The sequence below is a fragment of the Actinosynnema sp. NPDC004786 genome (genome assembly GCF_053601135.1).
The window spans coordinates 241,764-268,015 of the sequence record NZ_JBSGBG010000002.1 but is presented as its reverse complement, the minus strand read 5'-3'; the positions used below and the strand labels follow the sequence as shown (position 1 = coordinate 268,015).

General features: G+C 75.0%; 10 protein-coding genes. 2 read left to right on the top strand and 8 right to left on the bottom strand.

The window, feature by feature from the left end:
• Positions 1–27: 27 nt before the first annotated feature.
• The 4 genes from ACWEFJ_RS03250 to ACWEFJ_RS03235 all read right to left on the bottom strand — a co-directional run bounded on the left by ACWEFJ_RS03250 (position 28) and on the right by ACWEFJ_RS03235 (position 3,719).
• Positions 28–1,245 carry a PP2C family protein-serine/threonine phosphatase gene (locus ACWEFJ_RS03250; RefSeq protein ID WP_378095948.1) on the bottom strand — a complete coding sequence of 406 codons (1,218 nt, stop codon included), beginning with the start codon at positions 1,243–1,245 and terminating at the stop codon, positions 28–30.
• A gap of 322 nt (positions 1,246–1,567) precedes the next feature.
• Complete coding sequence (locus ACWEFJ_RS03245; protein ID WP_449712776.1) at positions 1,568–1,954, bottom strand: VOC family protein; 387 nt, start codon at positions 1,952–1,954, stop codon at positions 1,568–1,570.
• Complete coding sequence (locus ACWEFJ_RS03240; protein ID WP_449712775.1) at positions 1,951–2,244, bottom strand: ArsR/SmtB family transcription factor; 294 nt, start codon at positions 2,242–2,244, stop codon at positions 1,951–1,953. The genes ACWEFJ_RS03245 and ACWEFJ_RS03240 overlap by 4 nt, the downstream gene beginning before the upstream one ends.
• Before the next feature lie 290 nt (positions 2,245–2,534).
• The gene (locus tag ACWEFJ_RS03235; RefSeq protein ID WP_378095958.1) at positions 2,535–3,719 is read right to left on the bottom strand and encodes a glycosyltransferase; all 1,185 of its coding nucleotides are present in this window, start codon (positions 3,717–3,719) and stop codon (positions 2,535–2,537) included.
• Between the two features lie 195 nt (positions 3,720–3,914).
• Here ACWEFJ_RS03235 and ACWEFJ_RS03230 point away from each other — a divergent pair, with 195 nt between their 5' ends.
• Positions 3,915–4,157, top strand: a complete 243-nt coding sequence (locus ACWEFJ_RS03230; protein ID WP_378095961.1) for an acyl carrier protein — start codon at positions 3,915–3,917, stop codon at positions 4,155–4,157.
• A gap of 15 nt (positions 4,158–4,172) precedes the next feature.
• On the top strand, positions 4,173–4,664 hold the full coding sequence (locus ACWEFJ_RS03225; RefSeq protein WP_449712774.1) for a metallophosphoesterase family protein: 492 nt from the start codon (positions 4,173–4,175) through the stop codon (positions 4,662–4,664).
• Positions 4,665–4,676: 12 nt separating this feature from the next.
• Here the strand turns inward: ACWEFJ_RS03225 and ACWEFJ_RS03220 are convergent, their stop codons facing one another.
• The 4 genes from ACWEFJ_RS03220 to ACWEFJ_RS03205 form a co-directional block, all read right to left on the bottom strand.
• On the bottom strand, positions 4,677–5,312 hold the full coding sequence (locus tag ACWEFJ_RS03220; RefSeq protein ID WP_449712773.1) for a class I SAM-dependent methyltransferase: 636 nt from the start codon (positions 5,310–5,312) through the stop codon (positions 4,677–4,679).
• A gap of 428 nt (positions 5,313–5,740) precedes the next feature.
• Complete coding sequence (locus tag ACWEFJ_RS03215; protein ID WP_233826766.1) at positions 5,741–5,932, bottom strand: MbtH family protein; 192 nt, start codon at positions 5,930–5,932, stop codon at positions 5,741–5,743.
• Entirely contained in the window at positions 5,929–7,146 is a 1,218-nt protein-coding gene (locus ACWEFJ_RS03210) for an MFS transporter (RefSeq protein ID WP_449712772.1), read from the bottom strand. Before ACWEFJ_RS03210 ends, ACWEFJ_RS03215 begins: the two co-directional genes overlap by 4 nt.
• On the bottom strand, positions 7,143–26,246 hold the full coding sequence (locus ACWEFJ_RS03205; RefSeq protein ID WP_449712771.1) for a non-ribosomal peptide synthase/polyketide synthase: 19,104 nt from the start codon (positions 26,244–26,246) through the stop codon (positions 7,143–7,145). The genes ACWEFJ_RS03210 and ACWEFJ_RS03205 overlap by 4 nt, the downstream gene beginning before the upstream one ends.
• Between the last annotated feature and the right edge of the window lie 6 nt (positions 26,247–26,252).

Genomic DNA, 26,252 nt, shown 5'->3' with positions numbered 1-26,252 from the left:
CTATTGCAACAACGTCGGCGACGGTGGTCAGGCGGTCCCGGGGGTGTGCCGGACGGTCAGCAGGGCTATGTCGTCGGGCGCGGGGTGGTCGCCGATCAGCGTGTTCATGATCCGGACGCAGGCCGTCTCCGGCGGCGCGGGCGTCACGACCTCCCGGAGCTTCTCCAGCCCGCGGTTCAGCTCCTGCCCGCGGCGCTCCACCAGCCCGTCGGTGTAGAGGGCGAGCAGCGCGCCGGTCGGCACGTCGAACCGCGTGCTCCGGCGGCCGGTGACGGCCAGGTGGTAGCCGACGGGCGGGCCGACCGGGGCGTCCACGAACCGCGCCGGCTGGTCCGCCCGGGCCAGGATCGGCGGCAGGTGCCCGGCCAGCGCGAGGTCCGCCTGTCCGGTGCCCCGGTCGATGACCGCGTAGGCGACCGTGGCCATGGTGTGCTTCTCGAAGTGGCTGGCCTTGCGGTCGAGCTTGCCGAGCACTTCCGCGGGTTCGGCGAACTCCAGCGCGTAGGCGCGCAGCGCGCTGCGCAACCGCCCCATCACGATCGCGGCCGGCAGCCCGTTGCCCGCCACGTCGCCGATGACCAGGCCGAGGCGGTCGTCGGGGAGGTCGAACACGTCGTACCAGTCGCCGCCGACACCGCTGTCGGTGCCGGGGACGTAGCGGGCGGCCAGCTCCCAGTCGGCGGTCGACGGCAGCGTGCTCGGCAGGAGGCTTTCCTGGAGCATGGTGGCGGCCGCCCGCTCGGAGTGCGACCGGTGCATGTGCGCGGCGGTGGCGAGCCGGTCGGCGACCAGTTGCAGCAGCTCGATCTCCCCGTCGCCGAACCTGCGCGGGGTGGTGCTGCCGACGTGCAGCACGCCGATCAGGTCGCCCTGCGCCACCATCGGCACGCCCAGCAGCACCTTGAGGCCGCGCTCCCACAGCAGGGGGTTGACCACGGTGGACTCGTCGACGTGGTCGAGCCACACCGGTTCCCGCAGGTGGGCGACCCGCCCGGCGAAGCCCGAGCCGACCGGCACCCGGACGCCCTGGAAGACCTCGGCCTCCAAACCGGACGCCGCCTTGGCGACGAGTTGCCTGCCGGAGGTGTCGATCAGCAGGACGGTGGCCGTGTCGACCTCGAACAACTCGCGCACCTGCCACAGCAGGACCTCCAGCACCTTGTCCAGCTCCAGCTGGCGCAGGGCGCTGTCGGTGACGGCCTCCAGCACGCGCAGGCGCATCTCCGGCCTCTGCGGATCACCCATCCGTCAACCCCGTCCACTGCCGATCAGGTACGTCGTGCGAACAGCACGAGCCCGTGACGAATGCCAGGCGCGCAGGTGCCGAACACCTCAGGGTACCCATCCGGGTGGTGATCGAAACGGACCGGTTCCGCAGCGGCCGGCCGTCGCCGCCGGTCGGATCGGTTCCGCGGCGGGAGCGGGGTGGCGGTGGCGACGGCACCGGGCGGGCGGCGATGGGGGTGGTGGCGGCGGCACCGGGATCGGTGGCGACGCGGTCGCCGGCGGGCGGGTCGTCCGCGTCGCCGTTCGCCCGCGCCGGGGTTCGTGCGCGAGCGGGTGGGCGCTACTTGTGCTGCGCCAACTGGATCAGGTTGCCGCAGGTGTCGTCCAGCACCGCGATCACGACCGTGCCGACGTCCAACGGCTCCTGGGTGAACCGCACACCGAGCCCGCGCAGCCGCTCGAACTCCGCGTGCACGTCGTCCACGGCGAACGCGGTGATCGGGATGCCGTCCTCGACCAACGCCTCCTTGTACGGCTTCACCGCCGGGTGGCCGTCGGGTTCGAGCAGCAGTTGCGTGCCGTCGGGGTCCTCCGGCGACACCACGGTCAGCCAGCGGTCCGGTCCGACCGGGACGTCCTCCTTCTTCGCGAAGCCGAGCACGTCGGTGTAGAAGCGCAGCGCCTTCTCCTGGTCGTCGACCGGCACGCTGGACAGGTGGATCCTCATGGGTTGTGCTCCGGTGCGTCGGGCTTGAGCCACCTCGTGACGATGTGCTCAAGCGGTTCGGTGTTGAGGTGGTGGAACTTGTAGCGGCCCTCGCGCCGCGTGCGGACCAGGCCCGCGGCTTCCAGCACGGCCAGGTGCTGGCTCACCGCCTGCCGGCTCAGCACGACGTCGTGCCTGCTCAGCAGCCGTGCGCACAGCTCGAACAGGGTCTGACCGTCACGTTCGGACAGCTCGTCGAGGATGCGTCGGCGGTTGGCGTCGGCCAGCGCCTTGAACAGCTCGTCCGGCATGCCGCCACAATAGGCAAGTGAACACTTGCCTGACAAGTCGTCACCGGAGCCGTGACCTCCAGAACCCTGGCTCCTGCCCCCGCCCTCGGCCCTCGGCTCCGGGCCTCGGACCCGCCCCGCCCCGCTCCGGTCCCGCCCCGCTCCGGCTCCGCCCGCCCCGGCCCCGCCCCGGCCCCGCCCCGGCCCCGCCCCGCCCCGCCCCGCTCCGGTCCCGCCCCGGCCGTACCCGGCCCCGCCCGGACCCGCGCCGGACCGGACCCGCGCGAGACCGGACCCGCCCCGGGCGGGGGTTACGCGTCGTACGCCGTGTCGGGCACCGACGCCTCCACCAGGCCCGGCAGCCCGGCCGCCTCGTGGTAGACCCGCAAGGTCTCGGCGGCGACCCGGACCGCGCTGTACCGGGCCTCGACGCGGTCGGCCCCCGCGACCCCGTACGCCTCGCGCCGGGCACGGTCGGCCAGCAGGGGGCGCAACGCGCGGGTCAGGGCGCGGACGTCGTCCGGCGGCACGAGCAGGCCCGTGATGCCGTCCACCACCGTGTCCGCCGCACCGCCGGCGGCCACCGCCACCACCGGCACGCCGCACGCCATCGCCTCCAGCGGCGTGACGGCGGCGCTGTCCGGCGCGGCGCACACGACCACGTCGGCGGACCGCAACAGCGCGGGCATCGCCACCTGCGGCACGCGGCCCACGAGCCGGACCCGGTCACCGACGCCCTGCTCGCGGGCGTGCTCCCGCAGCGCCCGCACGTCCTCCGGCCGCCCGCCGACGACCACCAGCTCCGTGTCCCACACCGACCGCAACGCGGTGATCGCGTCACGCCCGCCCGCGGCCGGCGAGATCACCCGGTGCGGTGACGCCCGGTTCAGCCGCGGCCCCTCCGGCCTGAACCGCTCGACGTCCACCCCGGACGGCACGACCGCGATCCGCGCCCGCGGCACGCCCAGGCGCACGAGCTGCGCCTTCTCGTCCGTGCACCGCGCCACGACCCGGCTCGCCTCGCGCCCGATCAGGCGCTCGGTGGACAGCCGCGCCTCGGGCACGGTCTCGTCGCCCGCCTGCCGGGCCACCGCGCCCAGGGAGTGGAACGTCTGCACCACGGGCACGTCCAGGCCGTTGGCCGCCAGCACCGAGGCCACGCCCGACGTCCAGTAGTGGGCGTGCACGACGTCCGGCCGGTCGGCGCGCCACCGGTCGCGGAGGAACCAGGTGAACTCGTCCAGGTGAGCGAGCAGGTCGTCCGGGTGAAGCGGGCTCGGCGGCCCGGCCGGCACGTGCACCACGTCGTAACCCGGTCGCGTGCGCACCGCGTCCGGCAGCCGAGGGGAGTCACGCCGCGTGTGCACCACCACGTCGTGGCCGAACGCCACCAGGGCCGCCGCCAGCTCCGCCACGTGGACGTCCTGACCGCCCACCTCGGCATCGCCGAGCACGGGCAACGGGCTGGCGTGCGCCGAGACGACTGCGATCTTCATGGGTTGTCCTCCAGTCACGGGTGCGGGCACGCCGCATCACGCCGGACCAGGCTGTCGTCTCAACCCCCGACACGGACCGTACAAGCAACCCCCGGCACCCGCCACTCAGAGCGACCGGCCATCCGGCGGTTGACGGCGTCGCTGCCGGGTATGGCACTGGGCGATCGCATTCGACACGACGACCGAGGAGGCGCCATGGCCACCGGGGAGACCGGCTTCGACGACGTCAGCTACGACCTGATCTCCGTGCAGTACCACGCCCTCAAGGCGGGGCACGACTACGGCCAGTACGTCCGCGACGCGGAGAACGCGGGCAAGCAGGAGATCGCCGACTTCTTCCGCCGGGTGATGGAGGAGGACTCCGCCCGCGCCAAGCAGTGCCACGAGTTCCTCAAGGAGCTGTCCGGCAGCTCCGAGTCGGGCCCGGCCCTCACCTGACCGGGTTCCGTCACGATGCGGGTGGTCGTGCTGTCCGACACCCACGCGCCCCGGCGCTGGAAGTCGTGCCCGCCCGCGGTGGCGGAGCACCTGCGCCGCGCGGACGTCATCCTGCACGCGGGTGACGTCTGCGTGGCGTCGGTGCTGGACGAGCTGGCGCAGTACGCGCCGGTGACCGCCGTGTGCGGCAACAACGACGGCCCGGACGTGGTCGAGTGGGGCGCGCCGGAGACCGTCGAGCTGGACCTGGGCGGGGTGCGGGTGGCGATGATCCACGACAGCGGGCAGGCCGCCGGCCGCACCGCGCGGATGCGCCGCCGGTTCCCCGACGCGGACCTGGTGGTGTTCGGCCACTCGCACATCCCGATGGACGTGACCGGCGACGGCGTGCGCGTGTTCAACCCCGGTTCGCCGACCGACCGCCGCCGGCAACCGCACGGCACGGTCGGGCTGCTCGACATCTCCGACGGCGCGCTGGTGTCCGCCCAAATCGTGCCCGTGACCTGACCGCGGGCCCGGTCACCGGCGGCCGAAGAGCACGCCGCCGGGCACCTCCTGGTCCGGGTCGACCAGCACCTGGGCCTCGATGGCGAAACCGGCGTCGCGCAACCAGCCCGCGACCCGCGCCACCGGCCGGCGGTGCACGTGCAGCGACATGGGGTGGCCGCCGTAGCCCTCGGTCTTGAGGTGGTGGCGGTCGCCGACGTGGAAGCCGACCGCGACGACGCCGCCGGGCCGCAGCACGCGGTGGAAGCCCGCGAACACGCGCGGCACCTCGGCGTCGGGGACGTGGATGACGGAGTAGAACGCCAGCACCGCGCCCACCGAGCCGTCGGCGAGGTCGAGGTCGGTCATGGAGCCGACCCGGAAGCGCACGTCGGGGTGCTCCCGGCGGGCGATGTCGACCATCCGGGGCGAGAGGTCGATGCCGACCACGTCCAGGCCCTGCCCGTGCAGGTGACCGCTGATCAACCCGGGGCCGCACCCGATGTCGGCGACCGGTCCGCCGGCCGCGCGGGCGGCCTCGGCGAACATCGCCAGCACGCCCCGCAGCACCGCGTGCCGCGCCAACGCGTCGCGGGCGAAGTCGGTGTAGCTCTCGGCCACCGTGTCGTAGGAGGTGCGGGTGTCGGCCAACCAGTCCTGTGCGGTCACCGGCGAGACGTTAGCGCTCCCGTGAGCGGGGCCGCGCCCGGCCGGGGCGCCTCGCGCGGGAGGGATGTCGCGGCAGGTCGCAGGACTCGCGCCAAGGCCGGGGCATCGCCCTGCGGCAGCGCGGTGATCACCCGCCTGCGGCGGCTTGTGCTCCCGGCGGAAGCGGGGTGATTGTCCGGCTCCGGCTCCGGCTCCGGCTGCGGGTGCGGCTCCGGCTGCGGGTGCGGCTGCGGGTGCGGCTGCGGGTGCGGCGGCGACGCGCGGCAGCGCGTGCAATGCGGCGGCGTTGTGCTGCCCGGTGATCGTCCGGCTGGTCCGGCGTTGTCCGTGTCGCCGGCGGCGGCGGGCGGTCGTTGCGGCGGCGTTGTGCCGGCCCCGCCGCAGGCGTGCGGCCCACGGGCGGTGAACCCGTGGGCCGCGGGGCCGGATCAGCCCATCGCCGCCCGCAGCGACGCCGGCCGCATGTCCGTCCACACCTCGTCGACGTGCGCGGAGCACTCGTCCTTCGTGCCCTTGGTCCCCTCGAACCGCCACCCGGCGGGCACGTCGTGGTGCGCGGGCCACAGCGAGTACTGGCCCTCGTCGTTGACCAGGACCTGGTAGGTGATGTCGTCCCTCATGCTTCCTTCTCCTCCTGTGCTACCGCGTACCCGCGCAGAGTCGGGCTGACTGTGACGAAAACCGTGATCACGACTATGCCGACCGCGCACGCCACGACGGCGGTCCGCGCGGACAGCGCTTCGGTCAGCACACCGCCGACGAGGGGGCCGACGGCCCCCGCCGTGCCGACGACGACGCCCATCACCCCGCTGAGCCGCCCGCGCAGCTCGTCGGGGGTGAGCAACAACTGGTGCGTGCCGATGGTGGTGTTGGCCGTGGGCGCGAGGAAGCTCATCAACGCGAAGAGCACCCCGAGCAGGTACGCCGACTCCACCACCAGCGCCACCGGGACCAGCAGCGACAGCACCCAGAACACCGAGGCGATCGACCGGTGCGGCCCGAGCGCGCGGTGCAGCGCCGGCGCGGCCAGCGCGCCGAGCACGCCGCCGACGCCGAGCATCGCCGCCATCACGCCGATCTCGCCCTCGGACGCGCCCCCGTCCCGCACCAGCACGATGACGACCAGGTAGAACGCGGTGAAGAACAGGTTCAGCACGACCGCGCACAACGCGGTCACCCGGATCTCCCGCCTGGTCCACACCCACCGCAGGCCCTCGCCGATCGACCGCAGCAGGTGCGGGTGCGACTCGACCGGCGCGGACGGCGGCACGCGCAGGAACAGCAGCGCCACGAACGCCACCACGTGCGTGACCAGGTCCACCAGGAACGGCAGCCACCGCGCCACGGCGAGCAGCACACCGCCCAGCGCCGTGCCCGCCATCTGCCCCAGCGACGACCGGGCCCCGTTCAGCGCCACGGCCGTCGCCAGCTGCGACTCCGGCACGAGCCGGGGCAGGCACGCGTCCTCGGCCGGCTCGAACAACGCCCGGCACACGCCGAGGACCGCGGCGACCGCGAGGACGTGCGGCACGGTGACCGCGCCGGCGACCACCGCCACCACGAGCCCGCCGAGCGCCAACGCCTGGGCGGCCTGGCACGCCAGCATGATCCGGCGGCGGTCCCACCGGTCCACCAGCGCGCCGGCGGGCAGGCCGACCAGGAGCTGCGCGGCGGCGTCCACCGTCAGCACCAGGCCGGACAGCACCGGCGACCCGGTCAGCGCCAGCACCAGCAGCGGCAGGGCGAGCACCGTGGCGCTCGACCCCACCTCGGCCAGGGCCTGACCGCTCCACAACAGCGTGTAGTTGCGGTTGCGGGCCAACGACGTCGTCACAGCGCACCCCGGCAGTCGGCGGCGATCGCCCGCAGCGCGGCGGCGAAGTCCGCGGCCGCCGCCCCGACCTCCGCGGCCGACAGCGCCGACGGGTGGTAGTACCAGGTGAAGCCCAGCGTCCGGCCCGCCTCGCCGACCACGTCGAGCAGGTGGTCGCCGACGTCCGACGGGTCGTGCGCCTCGCCGACCGACGGCCGCACCGCCCGGTACAGCCCGGTCGACTCGGCCGACCCGCCGTCGAACTGGCCCAGGTAGTTGAACGACACCGAGGGCCGGCCGGTGTCGGGCACCAGGCCGTGCTGCCGCAGCGCCCCGTACCCGAACCCGTTGGCCGGCACCGCCCGCAGCTGCCGGCGCACCGCCTTCACCCGGTCCCGCCACGTGCCGTCGGGGACCTCCAGCGACACCGGGAACACCGTGGTGAACCAGCCGACGGTGCGCGAGAGGTCCACGTCCAGCACGTCCTCGCGACCGTGGCCCTCCAGGTCCACCGCGACCCGCGACGAGCCGGTCCACCGCGACAGCGCCCACGCCAACGCGGTCAGCAGCACGTCGTTGATCCGCGTGCGGTAGACGGCGGGCGCGCCGCGCAGCACCGCTTCGGTGTCCTCTTCGGACAGCTCCACGGTGACCGCCTCGGGCGCGTCGGACGGCGGCGGGAACGGCGGGAACTCGCGCGTCCAGTAGCCGACCTCGTCGTCCAGCGCGCCGCCGAGCACGTGCTCCTCCAGCCGCCGCGCCCACTCCCGGTAGGACGTGGTCTTCGCGCCCAGGTCCCCGCCCCGGTAGGCGGTCTCCAGGTCGTCCAGCAGGATCCGCCACGACACCCCGTCGACCACCAGGTGGTGCGCCACCAGCAACAACAGCGGCTGTTCCCGTCCCGGCCCGAACAGCACGGCCCGGAACAGCGGCCCGGACGCCAGGTCGAACGAGGCGTGCACCTCGTCCGCGACCCGCTCCAGCGCCGCCGGGTCGTCCACGACGGTCAGCACGTCCACGTCGCGGACGTCGTCGTTGTGCTGCCGCCACACGCCGTCCTCCAGGGTGAACCGCAGCCGCAGCGCGTCGTGGTGCGCGACCAGCACGCCCAGCGCCCGCCGCAGCGCGTCCACGTCCACCGCCGGGTCCAGCTCGACCAGGTGCGACTGGTTGAAGTGGTGCGGGTTGCGCCGCCCGGAGTGCAGGAACCAGTGCTGGATCGGCGTCAGCGGCACGTCGCCCACCACCGGCGCGCGGTCGGCCGCCGACGACACCTCCACCGCGACCACCGGCGCGAGCGACGCCACGGTCTGGTGGGTGAACAGGTCGCGGGTGCTGAACCGGTACCCGGCCTGCCGCGCCCGCGCCACCACCTGCATGCTCAGGATCGAGTCGCCGCCGAGGGTGAAGAAGTTGTCCTCCGCGCCGACCCGCGGCACGCCCAGCACGTCCGCCCACACCGCGGCCAGCACCTCCTCCACCGGTCCGGAGGGCGCGACGTACTCCGCGCCGCCCGCGGCGGTGAAGTCCGGCTCGGGCAGCCGGGCCCGGTCCACCTTCCCGTTGGGGCTCACCGGCAGCTCGGCCAGCGGCACGAACGCCGACGGCACCAGGTAGTCGGGCAGCGTCTCGCCCAGGAACTCCCGGAGCTTCGCCACCTCGCCCACCACGTAAGCGACCAACCGCTTGTGCCCGCGCGCGTCCGCCCGCGCCACCACGACCGCCTCGCGGACGTCCGGGTGCGCGAGCAGCGCCGTCTCGATCTCGCCCAGCTCCACCCGGAACCCGCGGATCTTGACCTGCTCGTCGGCCCGGCCCACGAACTCCAGCGACCCGTCGCGCCGCCACCGGACCACGTCGCCGGTGCGGTACATGCGCGACCCGGGCGGGCCGAACGGGTCGGCCACGAACCGCTGCGCGGTCAGGCCCGGCCGGTCGAGGTACCCGCGGGCCAGGCCGACGCCGGACACGTACAGCTCGCCCGGCACGCCGACCGGGGTGGGCCGCAGCGCCGCGTCCAGCACGTGCACGGTGGTGCCGGGGATCGGCCGCCCGATCGGCGGCGCGCCGCCGCCCGGTTCCAGCGGCCCGCTCCACGACGTGACCACGGTCGACTCGGTCGGGCCGTAGGCGTTGATCATCCGCCGGCCCGGGGCCCACCGCCGCACCAGCTCCGCCGAGCAGGCGTCGCCGCCGACGACCAGCGTCCGCAGCGTGGGCAGGTCCGCGCCGTCGGGCACGGTCGCCAGCGCCACCGGCGGGATCAGCGCGTGCGTCACGCCGGCCGACGTGACGACGTCGGCCAACTGGTCGCCCAGCAGCGGCCCCGGCGGCGGCACGACCAGCGCCGCGCCGGCGGGCCAGGACAGGCACAGCTCCAGCACCGAGGCGTCGAAGCTGGGGGAGGCGAACTCCAGCACCCGGTCGCCCGGCCGCACCCCGAAGTGCTCGACCTCCGCCGCCGAGAACGTCGCCAACCCGGCGTGGGTCACCACGACGCCCTTCGGCCGCCCGGTCGAACCGGACGTGTAGATCACGTACGCCGGGTGCTCCGGCCGCACGGCCACCACGGGGTCGGTGTCGGGGTGCGCCGAGGTGTCCACCGGCCCGTCCAGCACGACCAGCGGCTTCGCGTCGGCCAGCATGAACTCGATCCGGTCCGCCGGGTAGGCGGGGTCCACCGGCAGGAACGCCGCGCCCGCCTTGAGCACCGCCAGCTCGGCCACGAGCAGGTCCGCCGAGCGCGGCAGGCGCAGCGCGACCACCCGCTCCGGTCCCGCGCCCAGCCCGATCAGGTGGTGCGCCAGCCGGTTCGCGCGGGCGTGCAGCTCGGCGAAGGTCAGCTCCGCCGCGCCGGTCACCGCGAGCGCGTCCGGCGTCCGCGCCACCTGCGCCTCGACCAGCCCCACGAGCCCCGGGCCCCAGCGGCCGGGACCGCCGGAGCCCCACGACTCCAGCAGGTCCCGCTCGCCCGCGGGCAGCACCGGCAGCGCCCACAGCGGGCGGTCGGCGTCGGCCGCGATGCCGGCCAGCAGCACGCCCAGGTGCTCGACCAGCCGCTCGACCGTGGCCGCGTCGAACAGGTCGGTGTTGTACTCGACCGACCCGTCCAGCCCGCCGCCGTCGGTCTCGGTGAACTCCACCGTGACGTCGAACGCGGTGCTCGTCACCGGCTGGGCCACGTCCTCCGCGACCAGGCCGGGGAAACCCGGGGCCTGCGGCGCGTTCTGCAACGCGACCACCGCCTGGAACAGCGGCGTGCGGCTGGTGTCGCGGTCGGGCTGCACCGCGTCCACGACCCGCTCGAACGGCACGTCCTGGTGGGCGAACGCGTCCAGCACGGTGCGCCGCGTCCGGGCCAGGAACGCCGGGAAGCTCTCGGCGGGGTCGATCCGCGCCCGCAGCGCCAGCGTGTTGACGAAGAACCCGACCAGGTCCTGCGTCTCGGGCCGCTCGCGCCCGGACGCCACCGTGCCGATCGCGAAGTCGTCCTGCCCGGACCACCGGTGGAACAGCACCTGGCAGGCCGCGACCAGCGCGGTGAACAGCGTGCCGTCCGCCGCGCGGGCCAGCTCGCGCAGCCGCGCCACCACGGGCGCGGGCACCGCGAAGTCGGTCCGCGTGCCGGCCGTGGTCTGCACCGGGGGCCGGGGCCGGTCGGTCGGCAGCTCCAGCGCGGGCACGCCCGCGAGCTGGTCCCGCCAGTACCCGAGGTGCTCGTCCAGCGGCTGCTCGCGCTGCCAGGCCGCGAAGTCGCCGTAGCGGACGGGCAGCGGCGGCGGCTCCTCGCCGCCGTAGAACGCGGCGAGGTCGGACATCAGGACCCCGCTCGACCAGCCGTCGGTGACGATGTGGTGCATGGTCAGCGCCAACGTGTGGTCGTCGTCCGCGTGCCGCACCAGCACCGGCCGGAACAGCGGACCGGTGGTCAGGTCGAACGGCTCCACCGCGGGCATCCCGTCCACCACGGGCAGCGCCACGTCCGCGGGCGGGTGGACCTCGGCCACCGGCAGCCCGTTCTCCGCCGGGAACGTGGTCCGCAACTGGTCGTGCCGGGCCACGAGCGCCGTCAGCGCCCGCTCCAGCCGCGGCACGTCCAAGTCGCCGCGCAGCCGCACCGCCAGCGGCGTCACGTACTCGGTGCCGCCGGGGGAGAACTGGTCGAGGAACCACAGCCGCTGCTGGGCGAACGACAGCGGCGGACGCCCCTCGACCCGCGGGATCACCGCGTGGTCGGCCGCCGAGAGCCGGGCGGCCAGCGCGGTCACGGTCGGGTGGTCGAACACGTCGCGCGGCGACAGGTCGAACGTCGAGCGCAGCTTCGACACCACCCGGATGCTGGAGATCGAGTCGCCGCCCAGCGCGAAGAAGTTGTCCGTCGCGCCGACCGCGTCCAGCCCGAGCACTTCGGACCACACGGCCGCGACGAGCCGTTCCGCCTCGGTGCGCGGCGCGACGAACCCGCCGGCCGCGGACGCGTCCCGCTCGGGCGCGGGCAACGCGGCCCGGTCCAGCTTGCCGTTGGCGTTGAGGGGCAACCGGTCCAGCGCCACGTACGCGGTCGGCACCATGTAGTCCGGCAACGACCGCGCCGCGTGGTCACGCAACTCCGCCGCGCTCGCCGCCCGGGTGGCCGCGCCCGCCGCGCCGGTGCTCGCCGCACCGCCCGAACTCGCGCCCGCACCGCCCGAACTCGCGCCGGTCGCGGCCGGGCCGCCCGCACCCGCGCTGGCCGCGGCCGGGCCGCCCGCGCCTGCACCGGCCGCACTCGCTCCGGTGCCTGCCGCGTCGGCCGTGCCGGTGCTCGACGTGCCGGTGCCTGCCGCGCCCGCACCGCCCGTGCCCGCACCGCCCGTGCCCGCACCCGCGGGCACGTGGTAGGCCACCAGCCGGTCCTCGCGCACCACCACGGCCACCTGCGCCACGGCGGCGTGCCGCGCCAGCACCGCCTCGATCTCGCCCAGCTCGATCCGGAACCCGCGGATCTTCACCTGCTGGTCGGCGCGGCCGAAGTACTCCAGCCGGCCGTCCACCCACCGGGCCAGGTCGCCGGTCCGGTACATCCGCGAGCCGGGCGGCCCGAACGGGTTCGCCGGGAACCGGGACGCGGTCAGGCCGGGCCGCTTCAGGTACCCGCGCGCCAGGCCCGGCCCGGCCACGTACATCTCGCCCACCACGCCCGGCGGCACGGGCCGCAGGTCCTCGTCCAGCACGTAGACCCGCAGGTCGGGGATCGGCACGCCGATCGTGCCGTCGGCCTCGGTCCACGTGACGTGCACGGTGGTCTCGGTGATCCCGTACATGTTGATCAACCGGCCGGGTCCGCGCCACGCCGCCACCTTGCGCACGTCGAGCGCCTCGCCGCCGAAGACCACGTACCGCACCGACGGCAGCTCGGGCGTCTCGGCCAGGAGCTGGTAGAACGCCGACGGCGTCTGGTTGAGCACCGTCACGCCCTCGTCCCCGATCAACCGGGCGAAGTCGCGCGGCGACCGCGACACCTCGAACGGCACGACGACCAGCCGACCGCCGTACAGCAGCGGTCCCCACAGCTCCCACACCGAGAAGTCGAAGGCGTAGCTGTGGAACAGCGTCCACACGTCGTCGGGGCCGAACCCGAACCAGTGGTCGGTCCGCGACATCAGCCGCACCACGTTGGCGTGCGGCACCACCACGCCCTTGGGCTTGCCGGTCGAGCCGGACGTGTAGATCACGTACGCGGCGTTGTCCGGCGACAGCGCCACCTCCGGCGCGGTGGCGGGCAGCGCCGCCAGGTCCGGCAGCGCCTGCAGCGTCAGCACCGGCCACGCGTCGGCGACCATGTACGCGACCCGGTCGGCCGGGTAGTCCGGGTCGATCGGCAGGTACGCCGCGCCGGCCTTGAGCACGCCCAGCACCGCCACCACCAGGTCCAGCGACCGCGGGAACTTCAACGCCACCAGCGTTTCCGGCCCCGCGCCCGCCCGGACGAGGTGGTGGGCGAGCCGGTTGGCGCGCTCGTCCAGCTCCCGGTAGGTCAGCGACTCGCCCCGGCAGGTGACCGCCACCGCGTCGGGCGTGCGCGCGACCTGCCGCGCGAACAGCGACGGGATGGTGTCGGCCACCGGTTCGGCCGGCGCGGCGCCGTTCCACGAGACCAGCACCTGCTCCAGCTCGCCGTCGGACAGCCACGGCAGGTCCGCCACGCGGCGGTGCGGGTCCGCGCCGAGCGCGTCGAGCAGCCGGGCCAGCCGGTCGCCCAGCGCGGCGATCGTGCGCTCGTCGAACAGCCTCGGGTCGTAGGTCAGCTCGACGTGCAGCGACCCCTCGGCGTAGGCGCGCACGGTCAACGGGAACGTGGTCGTGTCCAGGCTGTCGATCTCGCCCACGGCGGGCGCGTCGTCGGGCGTGTCGGCGTCCGCCGGGTAGTTCTCGAACGCCAGCAGGCTGTCGAACAGGCGGGTCCCCGCCCACTGCTGCACCTGCGCCAGCGACACGAAGTCGAACCGCCGCGACTCCATCTGCTCGGCCTGGAGCCGGCGCAGCCAGTCCACCGCGGTCGCGTCCGGGTCCACCACCACGCGCGCGGGCACGGTGTTGATGAACATGCCGGCGATCGACTCGACGCCGGGCAGCTCGGCCGGGCGGCCCGACACCGTGCTGCCGAACACCACGTCACGCCGGCCGGAGGTGCGGGCCAGCAGCAGTGCCCACGCGCCCTGCACCAGCGTGTTCACCGTCAGGCCGGACGCGCGGGCCACCGCGTCGAGCCGGTCGAGCGGCAGGTCGAGCGCGACCTTCGCGGACGACTCCGCGCGGTGCGCCTGCGCGGGCTCCCGGTCGAACGGCAGCGGCGTCGGCGACTCGACGCCCGCCAGCACGGCGCGCCAGTGCGCCTCGGCGTCGCCCTGGTCCTGCTCCGCGAGCCACGCCAGGTAGTCGCGGAACGGCCGGCGCGGGGTCGGCGCGCCGCCCGCGTACTCCGCCAGCACGTCGCCGAACACCTGCGGGGTGCTCCAGCCGTCCAGGATCAGGTGGTGCGAGGTCCACAGCACGTCGACCTCGGTGTCGGACACCCGCCCGATCACCACCCGCATCAGCGTCGGCGCGGCCAGGTCCAGCCCGGCCGCGGCGTCGGCGGCGACCAGCTCGTCGGTCACGTCCGCGTAGGTCACCGGCAGCCGCACGCCGCGCCGCACGACCTGCACGGGCTCGTCCAGGCCCTCCCAGGCGACGCCGGACCGCAGCACCGGCGTGCGGTCCACCACCCGCTGCCACGCCTCGCCGAGCCGGCGCGGGTCGGTCACGTTCGACAGCCGCACCCGCATCTGGTTGAGGTACGCCGTGCCGTCGTCGACGAGGTCGTGGAACAGCATCCCCGCCTGGAGCGGGGTGAGCGGGTAGACGTCCTCCACGTCCGGGTCGGCGATCCGGTCGACCTGCTCCTGGGTCAGCCGCGCCAGCGGGAAGTCCGACGGGGTGCGGCCCCACGCGCCGGGCCGGGCGCAGAACTCGGCGATGCCGCGCAGCGCGTCGAGCATCCGGTCGGCCAGCGCCCGCACCGCGGCCTCGTCGTGCGCGGAGGTGGAGAACTCCCACTCCACCACCAGCTCGCCGCCGGACACCGCGGCGGTGATGTCGAGCAGGTGCGGTCGCACGAAGTCGTCCGGCACCTCGCGGCCCGACGCGGCCTCGGTGACCGAGCCGTCCCACTGGCCCAGGTAGTTGAAGCACACCCGGGGCAGCGACCCGGTCAGGCCCCGGTCGTCGTACCGCAGGGCCTCGTAGCTCAGGCCCTTGTCGGGCACGGCGCGCAACTGCTCCTTCACCGCCTTCAGCGCGGTGTCCCAGTCGCCGGCCGGGAGTGCGAGCGCCACCGGGAACTGCGCGGTGAACCAGCCGACCGTGCGCGAGAGGTCCACGCCGTCGAACAGCTCCTCGCGGCCGTGGCCCTCCAGCGCCACCAGCGCACGCCCGTCGAACGCCGACGCCAACGCGGTCAGCAGCACGTCGTTGACCTGCGTCCGGTACGCCTCGGGCACCTCGCGCAGCAGCGCGTCGGTCTCGGCGCGGCCGAGGCGGACGGTGACGCTGCGCGCCGTGTCCGCCCGCGTCGGCACGGGCTCCTCGACCGGCACGTCCGCCCAGTGCGGCAGGGCCGCGTCGAACCCGCCGGCGCGGACGTGCCGGTCCAGCCGCCGCGCCCAGTCGGCGAACGCCGTGGTCTTCGGGCCGAGCGCGCCGCCCGCCAGCAGGGTCTCCAGGTCGGAGACGATGATCCGCCACGACACCGCGTCCACCACGAGGTGGTGCGCGGTCAGGAACAGCCGCCCGTCGGGCAGCAGCACCGCGCGCAGCATCGGCCCGTGGCGCGGGTCCAGGCCCGCCCGCGCGCGTTCCGCCTCGGTGCGCAGGTCGTCGGCGCCGATCCGGAAGACATCCGCGTGCTCGGCCTCGGCGACCTCCTGCCGCCACGTGCCGTCCACCAGGGTGAACCGGGTGCGCAACGCGTCGTGGTGGGCCACGACGGCGTGCACGGCGTCCCGGACCGCGGCCGGCGGCACGTCGCCCGGTTCCACGACCACCGACATGGTGAAGTGCGCCAGCGGTCCGTGCTCGGTGAAGAACCAGCGCTGGATCGGGGTGAGCGGCACCGGACCGGTGACGACCTCGTGCACCCGCCCGACGTCCTCGGTGACCGCGAGCGCCAGGTCCTCGACGGTCTGCCGCAGGAAGATGTCCTTGGACGTCAGGCCCAGCCCGGCCTGCCGGGCGCGGGACACCACCTGCATGGACAGGATCGAGTCGCCGCCCAGCGCGAAGAAGTTGTCGTGCGCGCCGACCCGCTCCACGCCCAGCACCTCGGCCCACACCTCGGCCAGCCGGGCCGCGACGCCCGCGCTGGGCGCGACGTAGTCGGCGCGGTCGGCGAACTCCGGCGCGGGCAGGGCGCGGCGGTCCACCTTGCCGCTGGGCGTCAGCGGCAGCCCGTCGAGGGCGACGAACGCCGAGGGGACCATGTGGTCGGGCAGCCGTTCCTTCAGCCACGGCCCGAGGTCGGACGCCGGGCCGACGGTGTAGGCGACCAACCGCGGGTGGCCGTGGTGCTCGCGCACCGCCACCGCGGCCTGCGCCACGTCCGGGTGGGCCAGCAGCGCGGCCTCCACCTCGCCCAGCTCGATCCGGAACCCGCGGATCTTGACCTGGTCGTCCGTGCGGCCGAGGTACTCCAGGCCGTCGGGGGTCCACCGGACCCGGTCGCCCGTGCGGTACATGCGCGAGCCCGGCTCGCCGAACGGGTCGGCCAGGAAGCGGGACGCGGTCAGACCGGGTCGGTCGAGGTACCCGCGCGCCACCTGCGCGCCGGCGATGTACAGCTCGCCGGGCACCCCGGTGGGCACCGGCCGGAGGTCGTCGTCCAGCACCCGGGCGACCAGGTTCGCCAACGGCGCGCCGATGACCGGCCGGTCGCCGACCACGCGGCAGGAGACCGCGTCCACGGTGGTCTCGGTGGGGCCGTAGAAGTTGTGCACCGCGGTGTCCACCCCGGCCAGCTCCCGCCACAGCGGTCCGGGCAGCGCCTCGCCGCCCAGCATCAGCACCCGGGGCCGGTGCTCGCCGGCGAGCAGGCCGGCGGGGATGAGCTGCTGCGCGTACGACGGCGTGAGGTCGAGGAAGTCGATCCGGTGCCGCCGCACGTAGTCCACCAGCGCGGCGGGCTCCAGGCGCACGTCGTCGGTGAGCAGGTGCAGCTCGTGGCCCGCGGCCATGAGCACCGGGCCCTCCCACGAGGTGTCGAACGAGAACACCGCCGACAGCGCGACCCGCAGGTGCTCCCGGGCGAAGTCCGTGACGTGGTTGTGCAGCAGGTTCACCAGCTGCCGGTGCTCCACCACGACGCCCTTGGGCGTGCCGGTGGAACCCGACGTGTAGATGACGTACGCGGCGTGGTCGGGCCGCACCGCGACGCCGGGGTCGGTGGCAGGGAGCCCGGCCAACTCCGGCCACGACTCCAGCACCAGCGCGGGCCGCGCGTCGCGGAGCAGGAAGTCCACCCGCTCGCGCGGCAGGCCCCGGTCGACGGGCAGGTAGACCGCGCCCGCCTTGTGCACGCCGAGGATGGCCACCACGGCGTCCGCCGTCCTGGGCAGCATCACCGCCACCACCCGCTCGGGTCCCGCGCCGCGCTCCACCAGCCAGTGCGCGAGCCGGTTGGCCCGCGCGTCCAGCTCGGCGAACGTCAACCGCTCGTCGCCGCACACCAGCGCGGTCGCGTCCGGCGTCCGCGCGGCCTGCGCGGCGAACACGGCGGGGAACGTGGTGTCCGGGACGTCCAGCGCGCGACCCCGGCCGTCGGGCTCGTCGCCCAGCAGCAGCGGCACCGCCGACAGCGGCCGGGCCGGGTCGGCGACGACGCCCGCCAGCAGCGCGAGCAGGTGCCCGACCACCCGGTCCACCGAGGACGCGTCGAACAGGTCGGTGCTGTACTCGACCGCGCCGCGCAGCACGCCGTCGGAGGCGTCGAACTCGAACGTCAGGTCGCACGTGGACGTGAGCTGGGGCAGCCGCACCGGGCTCAGCTCCAGCCCCGGCAGCCGGGGCGGTTCGCCGCTCGCGTTCTGCAGCAGCACCATCACGTCGAACAGCGGGTTGCGGCTCGGGTCGCGTTCCGGCCGCACCGCGTCCACCACGCGCTCGAACGGCACGTCCTGGTGGGCGAACGCCTCCCGCGCGGTCACGCGCACCCGCGCCAGCAAATCCTCGAACGACCCGTCCAGGTCCACGGTGGACCGCAGCACGACGGTGTTGACGAACAGGCCGACGACGTCGTCCAGCTCGGCCCGGCCGCGGCCGGAGACCGCCGTGCCCACCGCGATGTCGTCCTGCCCGCTGTACCGCGCGAGCAGCGCCTGGCAGGCGGCGACCAGCGCGGTGAACACCGTGTCGCCGCGCTCGCGCACCAGCACGCCCAGCGCGTCCGCCACGTCGTCGGGCACGGTGAACTCGCGCACCGCGCCCGCCGTGCCGCGCACCGCCGCCCGGGGCCGGTCGGTGGGCAGCTCCAGCGGCGGCACCCCGGCCAGCTGCCCGGCCCAGTAGTCCACCGGCGGGTCCTGCCGCCACGCCGCGTAGTCCACGTACTGCACCGCCGGCGGCGCCGGCGCCTCGCCCGCGTACAGCGCCTCCAGGTCGCGCATCAGCACGCCCGTCGACCAGCCGTCGGTCACGATGTGGTGCACCGCCAGCGCGAACACGTGCTCGTCCTCGGCGACCCGCACCAGCCGCACCCGCAGCAGCGGGCCCCGCTCCAGGTCGAACGGCGTGCCGGCCTCCTCGCGCAGCACCGCCTCCCACGGGGCGTCCTCGACCTCCAGCGGCACCGGGAACGGCTCGTGCAGCACCTGCACGCCGTCGGCGAAGGTGGTGCGCAGCGACTCGTGCCGCGCGACCAGGCCGTCCAGCGCCCGCCGCAGCGCCGCCACGTCCAGCGGTCCCCGCACCCGCCACGCCGCGAGCGTCACGTACTCCGTGCTGCCGGGCTCGAACCGGTCCAGGAACCACAGCCGCCGCTGCGCGGGGGTCTGCGGGTGGACGCCATCGCGCGGGATCACCGGGATGGCGTCCACCACCTGCTCGCCGGAGATCGCGGTCGCGAGTCCGGACACCGTGGGGTTCTCGAACAGCGCGCGGGGCGAGAGCTGCACGCCGAACCGCTCGCGCAGCCGCGAGGTCACCCGCATGCTGATGATCGAGTCGCCGCCGAGGGTGAAGAAGTCGTCGTGCGCGCCGACCCGGTCCACGCCCAGCACGTCGGCCCAGACGTCGGCCACGGCGCGCTCGGCGTCGGTGCGCGGCGCGACGTACTCGCGCTCGCGGGTCGGCTCCGGGTCGGGCAGCGCCCGCCGGTCCACCTTCCCGTTGCGGCTCAGCGGCAGCTCGTCCAGCAGCACGAACGCCGCCGGCACCATGTAGTCGGGCAGCTCGCGCCGGGCCATCCCGGCCAGCTCCGCCACGTCGGGCCGCCCGGAGCCCGCGACCACGTAGGCGACGAGCCGCTTCACGCCCTGCGCGTCCTGGCGGGGCGCCACCACGACCTCGGCGACCGCCGGGTGCGCGGCCAGCACGGTCTCGATCTCGCCCAGCTCGACCCGGAAGCCGCGGATCTTCACCTGCTCGTCGGCCCGGCCGACGAACGCCAGCTCGCCGCCCGCCGTCCAGCGCACCAGGTCGCCCGTGCGGTACATGCGCCCGCCCGACCCGCCGAACGGGTCGGCCACGAACCGCTGCGCGGTCAGGCCCGGCCGGTCGAGGTACCCGCGCGCCAGGCCCTCGCCCGCGAGGAACAGCTCGCCGACGACGCCGGGCGGCACGGGCCGCAGGTCGCCGTCCAGCACGTACGCGCGCATGCCGTCCAGCGGCGTGCCGATCGGCACCGGGTCCGGCACCTCCTCGACCGCGGTGAACACCCGTCGGGTGGCGTAGGTGGTGGTCTCGGTGGGGCCGTAGACGTCCACGACGGCCGTGCCGGGGCAGGCGGCCAGCACCCGCCGCACCGCCGCGGCGGGCACCACGTCGCCGCCGGTCCACACCTCGCGCAGGCCCGCCAGGCAGTCCGGCGCGTCCTGCGCCAGCGCCCGGAACAGGCCCGCGGTCAGGAACACGGCGGTGACCCCGCCCTCGGCGACCGCCCGGCGCAGCACCTCCGCGTCCACGTCCACCGGCGGCGCCACCACGACCGCGCCACCGCGCAGCAGCGGTACCCACACCTCGTAGGTGGAGGCGTCGAACGCCGTGGGGGAGTGCATCAGGACGCGCTCGTGGCCGCGGTCGAACGAGCGGTCGAGCGCCAGGCCGACCACGTCCCGCTGCCGCACCGCGACGCCCTTCGGCGTGCCGGTCGAGCCGGAGGTGTGCACGACGTAGGCCAGGTGGTCCGGGTGCGCCACGACGCCGGGGTCGGTGTCGGGCTCGTCGGGCACGACGTCGAGCGGCACCACGACCCCGTCGTGGACCTCCCGCGCCGTGTCCACCCAGCCGGCGTCGGCCAGCAGCACGGCGGCCGAGGTGTCGGCGAGCAGCAGCCGGAGCCGGTCGCGCGGGGCCCGGACGTCCAGCGGCACGTACGCGCCACCCGCCTTGACCACCGCGAGCAGGCCCACGACCAGGTCCACCGAGCGGGCGGCCAGCAGGGCGACCCGCTCGTCGGGCCCGACGCCCAGCCGCACCAGGTGGTGCGCCAGCCGGTTGGCCCGCGCGTCCAGCGCGGCGTAGTCCAGCACGACGTCGCCGGACACCACTGCGGCGGCGTGCGGCGTGCTGCGGACCTGTGCGGCGAACGCGGCCGCGATGCCCGCGGCCGTCCCGCCCGCGCCGGTGTCGTTCCAGTCCACCAGGACCGCGCGCAGCTCCTCGTCGGTGGCCATCGGCAGCGCCCGCACCGGCCGCTCGGCGTCCTCGGCGAGCCCGCGCAGCAGCACCCCGAGGTGCGTGGCGAGCCGGCGCGCGGTGCCCTCGTCGAACAGCTCGGCGTCGTACAGCAGCCGCGCGGCGAGGTGGTCGGTCAGGTGCGCGACCAGCGTGAGCGCGAAGTTCGTGCCCTCCTCGGCGTCCACGTCGCGCACCCGCACGCCCGTGGTCTCGGTGACCTCGCTGAGCGGGTAGTTCTCGAACACCACGGCGCTGTCGAACAGCGGGCCGCCCACCCACTGCCGCACCTGCGCCAGCGACACGTAGTCGAACCGCCGCGACTCGCTCTGCCCGGCCTGGAGGTCGCGCAACCACTGCGCCGCGGGCATGTCGCCGTCCACCACCACCCTGGTGGGCACGGTGTTGATCAACATGCCGATCATCGACTCGACGCCCGGCAGCTCCGCGGGCCGGCCGGACACCGTGCTGCCGAACACCACGTCCTGCTCGCCCGAGTGCCGGGACAGCAGCAACGCCCACAGGCCCTGCACCACCGTGTTGACCGTCAGCCCGTGCCGCCGGGCGGTGTCGCGCAGCGCCGCGGACTCACCGGGGGTCAGCGCGAGCCGGACCACCTCGGTCCGCCGCGTGCCGTGCTCCCCGGTCGGCAGCCGGTCGAACGGCAGCGGCGTCGCACCGTCCACACCGGACAGCACCGAGCGCCAGTGCGCCTCCGCCTCGGCCGGGTCCTGCTCGGCCAGCCAGCCCAGGTAGTCGCGGAACGGCCGGCGGGCGGGCAGGTCGGGCGCGTCGCCCGCGGTGATCGCGCGGTACTGCTCCAGCACCTCGGCGAACACCTGCGCGGTGCTCCAGCCGTCCAGCAGCACGTGGTGCGAGGTCCACACGACCTCGACCCGGTCGCCCGCCAGCGGCGTGACGCCCACCCGCAGCAGCGGCGCGGCCGTCAGGTCGAACCGGTCGGACACCTCCTCGGCGCGGGTCACGGGCAGCTCGACGCGCCGGTGCACCACCTGCACGGGCCGGTCCACCTGCTCCCACACCACGCTGGTGCGCAGCACGGGCGTGCGGTCCACGACGCGTTGCCACGCCCGCGCCAGCGCCGCCGAGTCGGTCACGCCGTCGAGCACCAGCCGCGTCCGGTCCACGTACGCGCCGGGCTCCACCAGGCTGTGGAACACCATGCCGGCCTGGAGCGGGGTGAGCGGGTAGACGTCCTCGACGTCCGGGCCGGCGATCCGGTCGACCTGCTCCTGGGTGAGCCGCGCCAGCGGGAAGTCGCTCGGCGTGCGCCCGCCGACGCCCGGCCGGGCGCAGTGCGCCACGATCGCGCGCAGGTGGTCGAGCACCCGCTCGGCCAGCCGCCGCACGGTCGCCCCGTCGTGCAGGTTCGCCGAGTAGTGCCAGGTCAGCTCCAGCTCGCCGCCCTCGACCAGGCCGGTGACCTCCAGCAGGTGGTCGCGGGTCGCGTCGGGGTCCACGTCCGCGCCGACACCGCGCCGCGCCCGGTAGAAACCGCCGTCGGCCACGTCGAACCGGCCGTGGTAGTTGAACGAGAGGTCGGGCAGCCGGTGGCCGCCCGGCTGCCCGAGCGCGCCGTGGCTCAGGCCGCGGTGCGGCACCGCGCGCAGCGACTCCTTGACCGCCTTCAACGTCCGGTCCCAGTCCTCGTGCGTCGGCAGCACCACCGGGAACTGGGTGGTGAACCAGCCGACCGTGTGGGACAGGTCCACGCCGGGCAGCAGCTCCTCGCGGCCGTGGCCCTCCAGCGCCACGCTCACCGCGTCCCGCCCCGTCCACTCGGCCAGCGCCCGGCCCAACGCGCTCAGCAGCACGTCGTTGACCTGGGTGCGGTAGACCGGCGGCACGGCGGTCAGCAGCGCGTCGGTGGTCGGCTTGTCCAGCCGCACCGACACCTCGCGGGTCGAGCCCGCGGTGTTCGCGCCGTCCCGGTCCACCGGCAGCGACCCCGGCTCGGGCAGCGACTCCCAGTACGACCGGGCGTCCTCCAGCGCGCCGGACCGGACGTGCTCGTCCAGCAGGTGCGCCCACTGCGTGAACGGCGTGCCCACGGGCTCCGGCGGCAGACCCCGGTAGGCCTGTTCCAGGTCGGCGAGCAGCACGCGCCACGACACGCCGTCCATCACCAGGTGGTGCACGACCAGCAGCAGCTCCGGCCGCTCGCCGGGGAGGAACACCGCCCGCAGCAGCGGCCCGGCGGTCACGTCCAGGCCCCGCTGCGCCTCGCGGGCGACGGTCTCGGCGTCGGCGTCGCGCTCGACCCGGAACACCTCGCCCGCCTCGGCCGCGACCTCCTGCACCCACCGCCCGTCGACCTGGCGGAACCGCAGCCGCAACGCGTCGTGGTGGCCGACCGCGGTCCGCACGGCGGCCCCCAGCGCCTCGGCGTCCACGCCCGGCTCCAGCTCGACCAGCAAGGTCATGGTGTAGTGCGGCATCGGGCCGTGCTCGGCGAAGAACCAGCGCTGGATCGGGGTCAGCGGCGCGGGCCCGGTGAACACCCGCTCCGGTTCGGCCTCGGTCGCGGTGGAGACCACCAGGGCCAGCTCGGCGATCGTCTGGTGGCGGAACACGTCCCGGGAGGTCAGGCGCAGCCCGGCCTGCCGGGCGCGGGACACGAGCTGGATGGACAGGATCGAGTCGCCGCCGACCGCGAAGAAGTTGTCGTCGACGCCGATGCGCTCCACGCCGAGCACCTCGGCCCAGAGCCGGGCCAGCTCGGCCTCGACCGGGGTGCGGGGCGCGACGAACTCGCCGTCGGCCACCACCTCCGGCGCGGGGAGCGCCGCCTTGTCCAGCTTGCCGTTGGGGGTGAGCGGGATGCGGTCGAGCACGACGAACGCCGACGGCACCTGGTACTCCGGCAGCGACGGGCGCAGGTGCGCGCGCAGGTCCGCCGGCCCGTCGGTCACCACGTAGGCGACCAGCCGGGTGTGGCCCTGGTCGGCGCGGGCGACGACGACCGCTTCGCGCACGGCCGGGTGGGTGAGGATCGCGGCCTCGACCTCGCCGGGCTCGATGCGGTACCCGCGGATCTTGACCTGGTCGTCCGCGCGCCCGAGGTATTCGAGCACCGGGGACCGCTGGTCGGTTCCGCCGGTGTGCGCCTGGTCGGCTCGGTCGGTGTGAGCCTGGTCGGTTCCGCCGGTGTGAGCCTGGTCGGCTCGGCCGGTGTGCGCCTGGTCGTGCGCTTGGCCGGCCCCGTCCACGGGAACCCACCGCACCCGGTCGCCGGTGCGGTACATCCGCGTCCCCGGCTCGCCGTACGGGTCGGGCAGGAACCGCTGCGCGGTCAGCCCCGGCCGGCCGAGGTAACCGCGCGCCACCTGCGCGCCGGCGATGAACAGCTCGCCCGGCACCCCCACCGGCACCGGCCGCAGGTCCTCGTCCAGCACCCGGACCGCCAGGTTCGCCACCGGGCGGCCGATCACCGGCCGCTCGCCGAACACCGGCGTGGTCACCGCGTCGACCGTGGCCTCGGTGGGGCCGTAGAAGTTGTACGCCCGCACGTCCGGCCGCGCCGCCAGCTCCCGCCACAGCGCCGCGCCCAGCGCCTCGCCGCCCAGCGACAGCACCTCCGGCACGTGCCCGCCCGCCAACAAGCCCGCCGGCAGCAACTGCTGCACGTACGTCGGCGTCACGTCCATGAAGTCGATCCGGTGCCGCCGCACGTACGCCACCAGCGCGTCCGGGTCCAGCCGCACCTCGTCCGTGATCACGTGCAGCTCGTGCCCGTCCGCCATCAGCAGCGGGCCTTCCCAGGACGTGTCGAACGAGAACACCGCGGTCAACGCCACCCGCATGCGCCCGCGGACGAAGTCGGTGACGTGGTTGTGGAAGAGGTTCACCAGTTGCCGGTGCTCGACCACCACGCCCTTGGGCAGGCCCGTGGACCCGGAGGTGTAGATCACGTACGCGGCGTGGTCCGGGCCGAACGGCACCTCCGGCCTGGTCGCCGGGTACGCCGAGGTGTCCACCGGCCCGTCGAGGACCACCACCGCGCCCGAGTCGCCGAGCAGGTGCTCCCGGCGCGCCGGCGGCAGGCCGGGGTCGACGGGCAGGTACACCCCGCCCGCCTTCATGATGCCCAGGATGCCCACGACCGACTCCACGCCGCGCGGCAGCGACAGCGCCACCACCTGCTCGGGCCGGACACCGCTCGCCACCAGGTGGTGCGCGAGCCGGTTGGCCCGCGCGTCCAGCTCGGCGAACGTCAACCGCTCGTCGCCGCACACCAGCGCGGTCGCGTCGGGCGTGCGCCGGGCCTGGGCCTCGAACAGCCCGGGGAACGTGGTCGGGGGCACCTCCAGCACGCGGCCCCGGCCGTCCGGCTCGTCGCCGAGCAGCAGCGGCACCTCGACCACCGGCCGGTGCGGGTCGGCCGTGACGCCCGCCAGCAGCACCAGCAGGTGCCGCGCCATCCGCTCGATCGTGCCCGCGTCGAACAGCTCGGTGCTGTACTCGACCAGGCCGTGGATGCCGTCGGCGGTGCGGGTGAAGTCGATGCTCAGGTCGAAGATCGACCGGTCCCGGCCGAGGGGGTGGTCCTCGACCACGAGGCCGGGCAGCCGGGGCAGCGCGCCGCCGGTGTCCTGCAACGCCACCATCACGTCGAACAGCGGCGACCGGCTCGGGTCGCGGGTCGCGCCGACCGCCTCCACCACCCGGTCGAACGGCACGTCGTCGTGCGCCAGCGCGTCCAGCGTGGTGCGGTTGACCTCCGCCAGGAACTCGGTGAACGACCGCGACAGGTCCACAGTGGACCGCAGCACGACGGTGCCGACCAGGAAGCCGACCAGCCCGGCCAGCTCCGGGCGGTTGCGCCCGCTGGTCACGGTGCCGATCGCGATGTCGTCCTGCCCGGAGTAGCGGGCCAGCAGGAGCTGGCACGCGGCGGTCAGCGTGGTGAACAGGGTGGTCTCGTTGACCCGTGACAGCTCGACCAGGTCGTCCGCGAGCCGGGCGGGCACCAGGAACTCGTGCGTGGCCCCCGCCGAGGAGCGCTCCGCGGGCCGGGGCCGGTCGGTGGGCAGCTCCAGCGGCACGACGCCGCGGAGCCGGTCGACCCAGAAGCCGGTGTCCACCGGCCGTCCCCGCTGCCAGACGGCGTAGTCGGCGTACTGCAACGCGGGCGGGTCCAGCTCCTCGCCGCGGTACAGCGCGCCCAGCTCGTCGGCCAGCACGCCGAGCGACCAGCCGTCCACCACGATGTGGTGCGAGGCCAGCAGCAGCACGTGCACGTCGGCGGACTCGGTGCGCAGCGCGGCCCGGAACAGCGGCCCCTGCCGCAGGTCGAACGGCCGGTCCAGCTCCGCTTGCAGGTCGTCGACCTCGACCAGGTCGAGGTCGACGTGGTCGTGCACCACCTGCACCGGGAGGCCGTCGACCTGGTCGAACGTGGTGCGCAGCGACTCGTGCCTGGCCACCAGCCCGCGCACCGCGTCGGTCAGCCGGGCCACGTCGAGCGGACCGGTGAGGCGGAACGCGACGGCGCTGGTGTACTCGGTGCTCTCGGGCTGGAACTGGTTGAGGAACCACAGCCGCTGCTGGCCCGCCGACAGCGGCAGCGGCCGGTCGCGCGGCGCGGGCGGGATCACGTCGGCGCGGGGCGCGGCGCGACCGGCGAGCCGGTCCCGCAGCCGTGCGCGCAGGTGCTCCGGCAGCGCGGAGATCCGGTCGTGCTTGGAGGTGGTCATGTCCGG

Excerpts from the sequence above, each read along its gene's own strand:
- ACWEFJ_RS03205 (WP_449712771.1), bottom strand. The coding sequence starts at position 26,246 with ATGACCACCTCCAAGCACGACCGGATCTCCGCGCTGCCGGAGCACCTG.
- ACWEFJ_RS03225 (WP_449712774.1), top strand. The coding sequence starts at position 4,173 with ATGCGGGTGGTCGTGCTGTCCGACACCCACGCGCCCCGGCGCTGGAAG.
- ACWEFJ_RS03250 (WP_378095948.1), bottom strand. The coding sequence starts at position 1,245 with ATGGGTGATCCGCAGAGGCCGGAGATGCGCCTGCGCGTGCTGGAGGCC.
- ACWEFJ_RS03245 (WP_449712776.1), bottom strand. The coding sequence starts at position 1,954 with ATGAGGATCCACCTGTCCAGCGTGCCGGTCGACGACCAGGAGAAGGCG.
- ACWEFJ_RS03240 (WP_449712775.1), bottom strand. The coding sequence starts at position 2,244 with ATGCCGGACGAGCTGTTCAAGGCGCTGGCCGACGCCAACCGCCGACGC.
- ACWEFJ_RS03235 (WP_378095958.1), bottom strand. The coding sequence starts at position 3,719 with ATGAAGATCGCAGTCGTCTCGGCGCACGCCAGCCCGTTGCCCGTGCTC.
- ACWEFJ_RS03215 (WP_233826766.1), bottom strand. The coding sequence starts at position 5,932 with ATGAGGGACGACATCACCTACCAGGTCCTGGTCAACGACGAGGGCCAG.
- ACWEFJ_RS03230 (WP_378095961.1), top strand. The coding sequence starts at position 3,915 with ATGGCCACCGGGGAGACCGGCTTCGACGACGTCAGCTACGACCTGATC.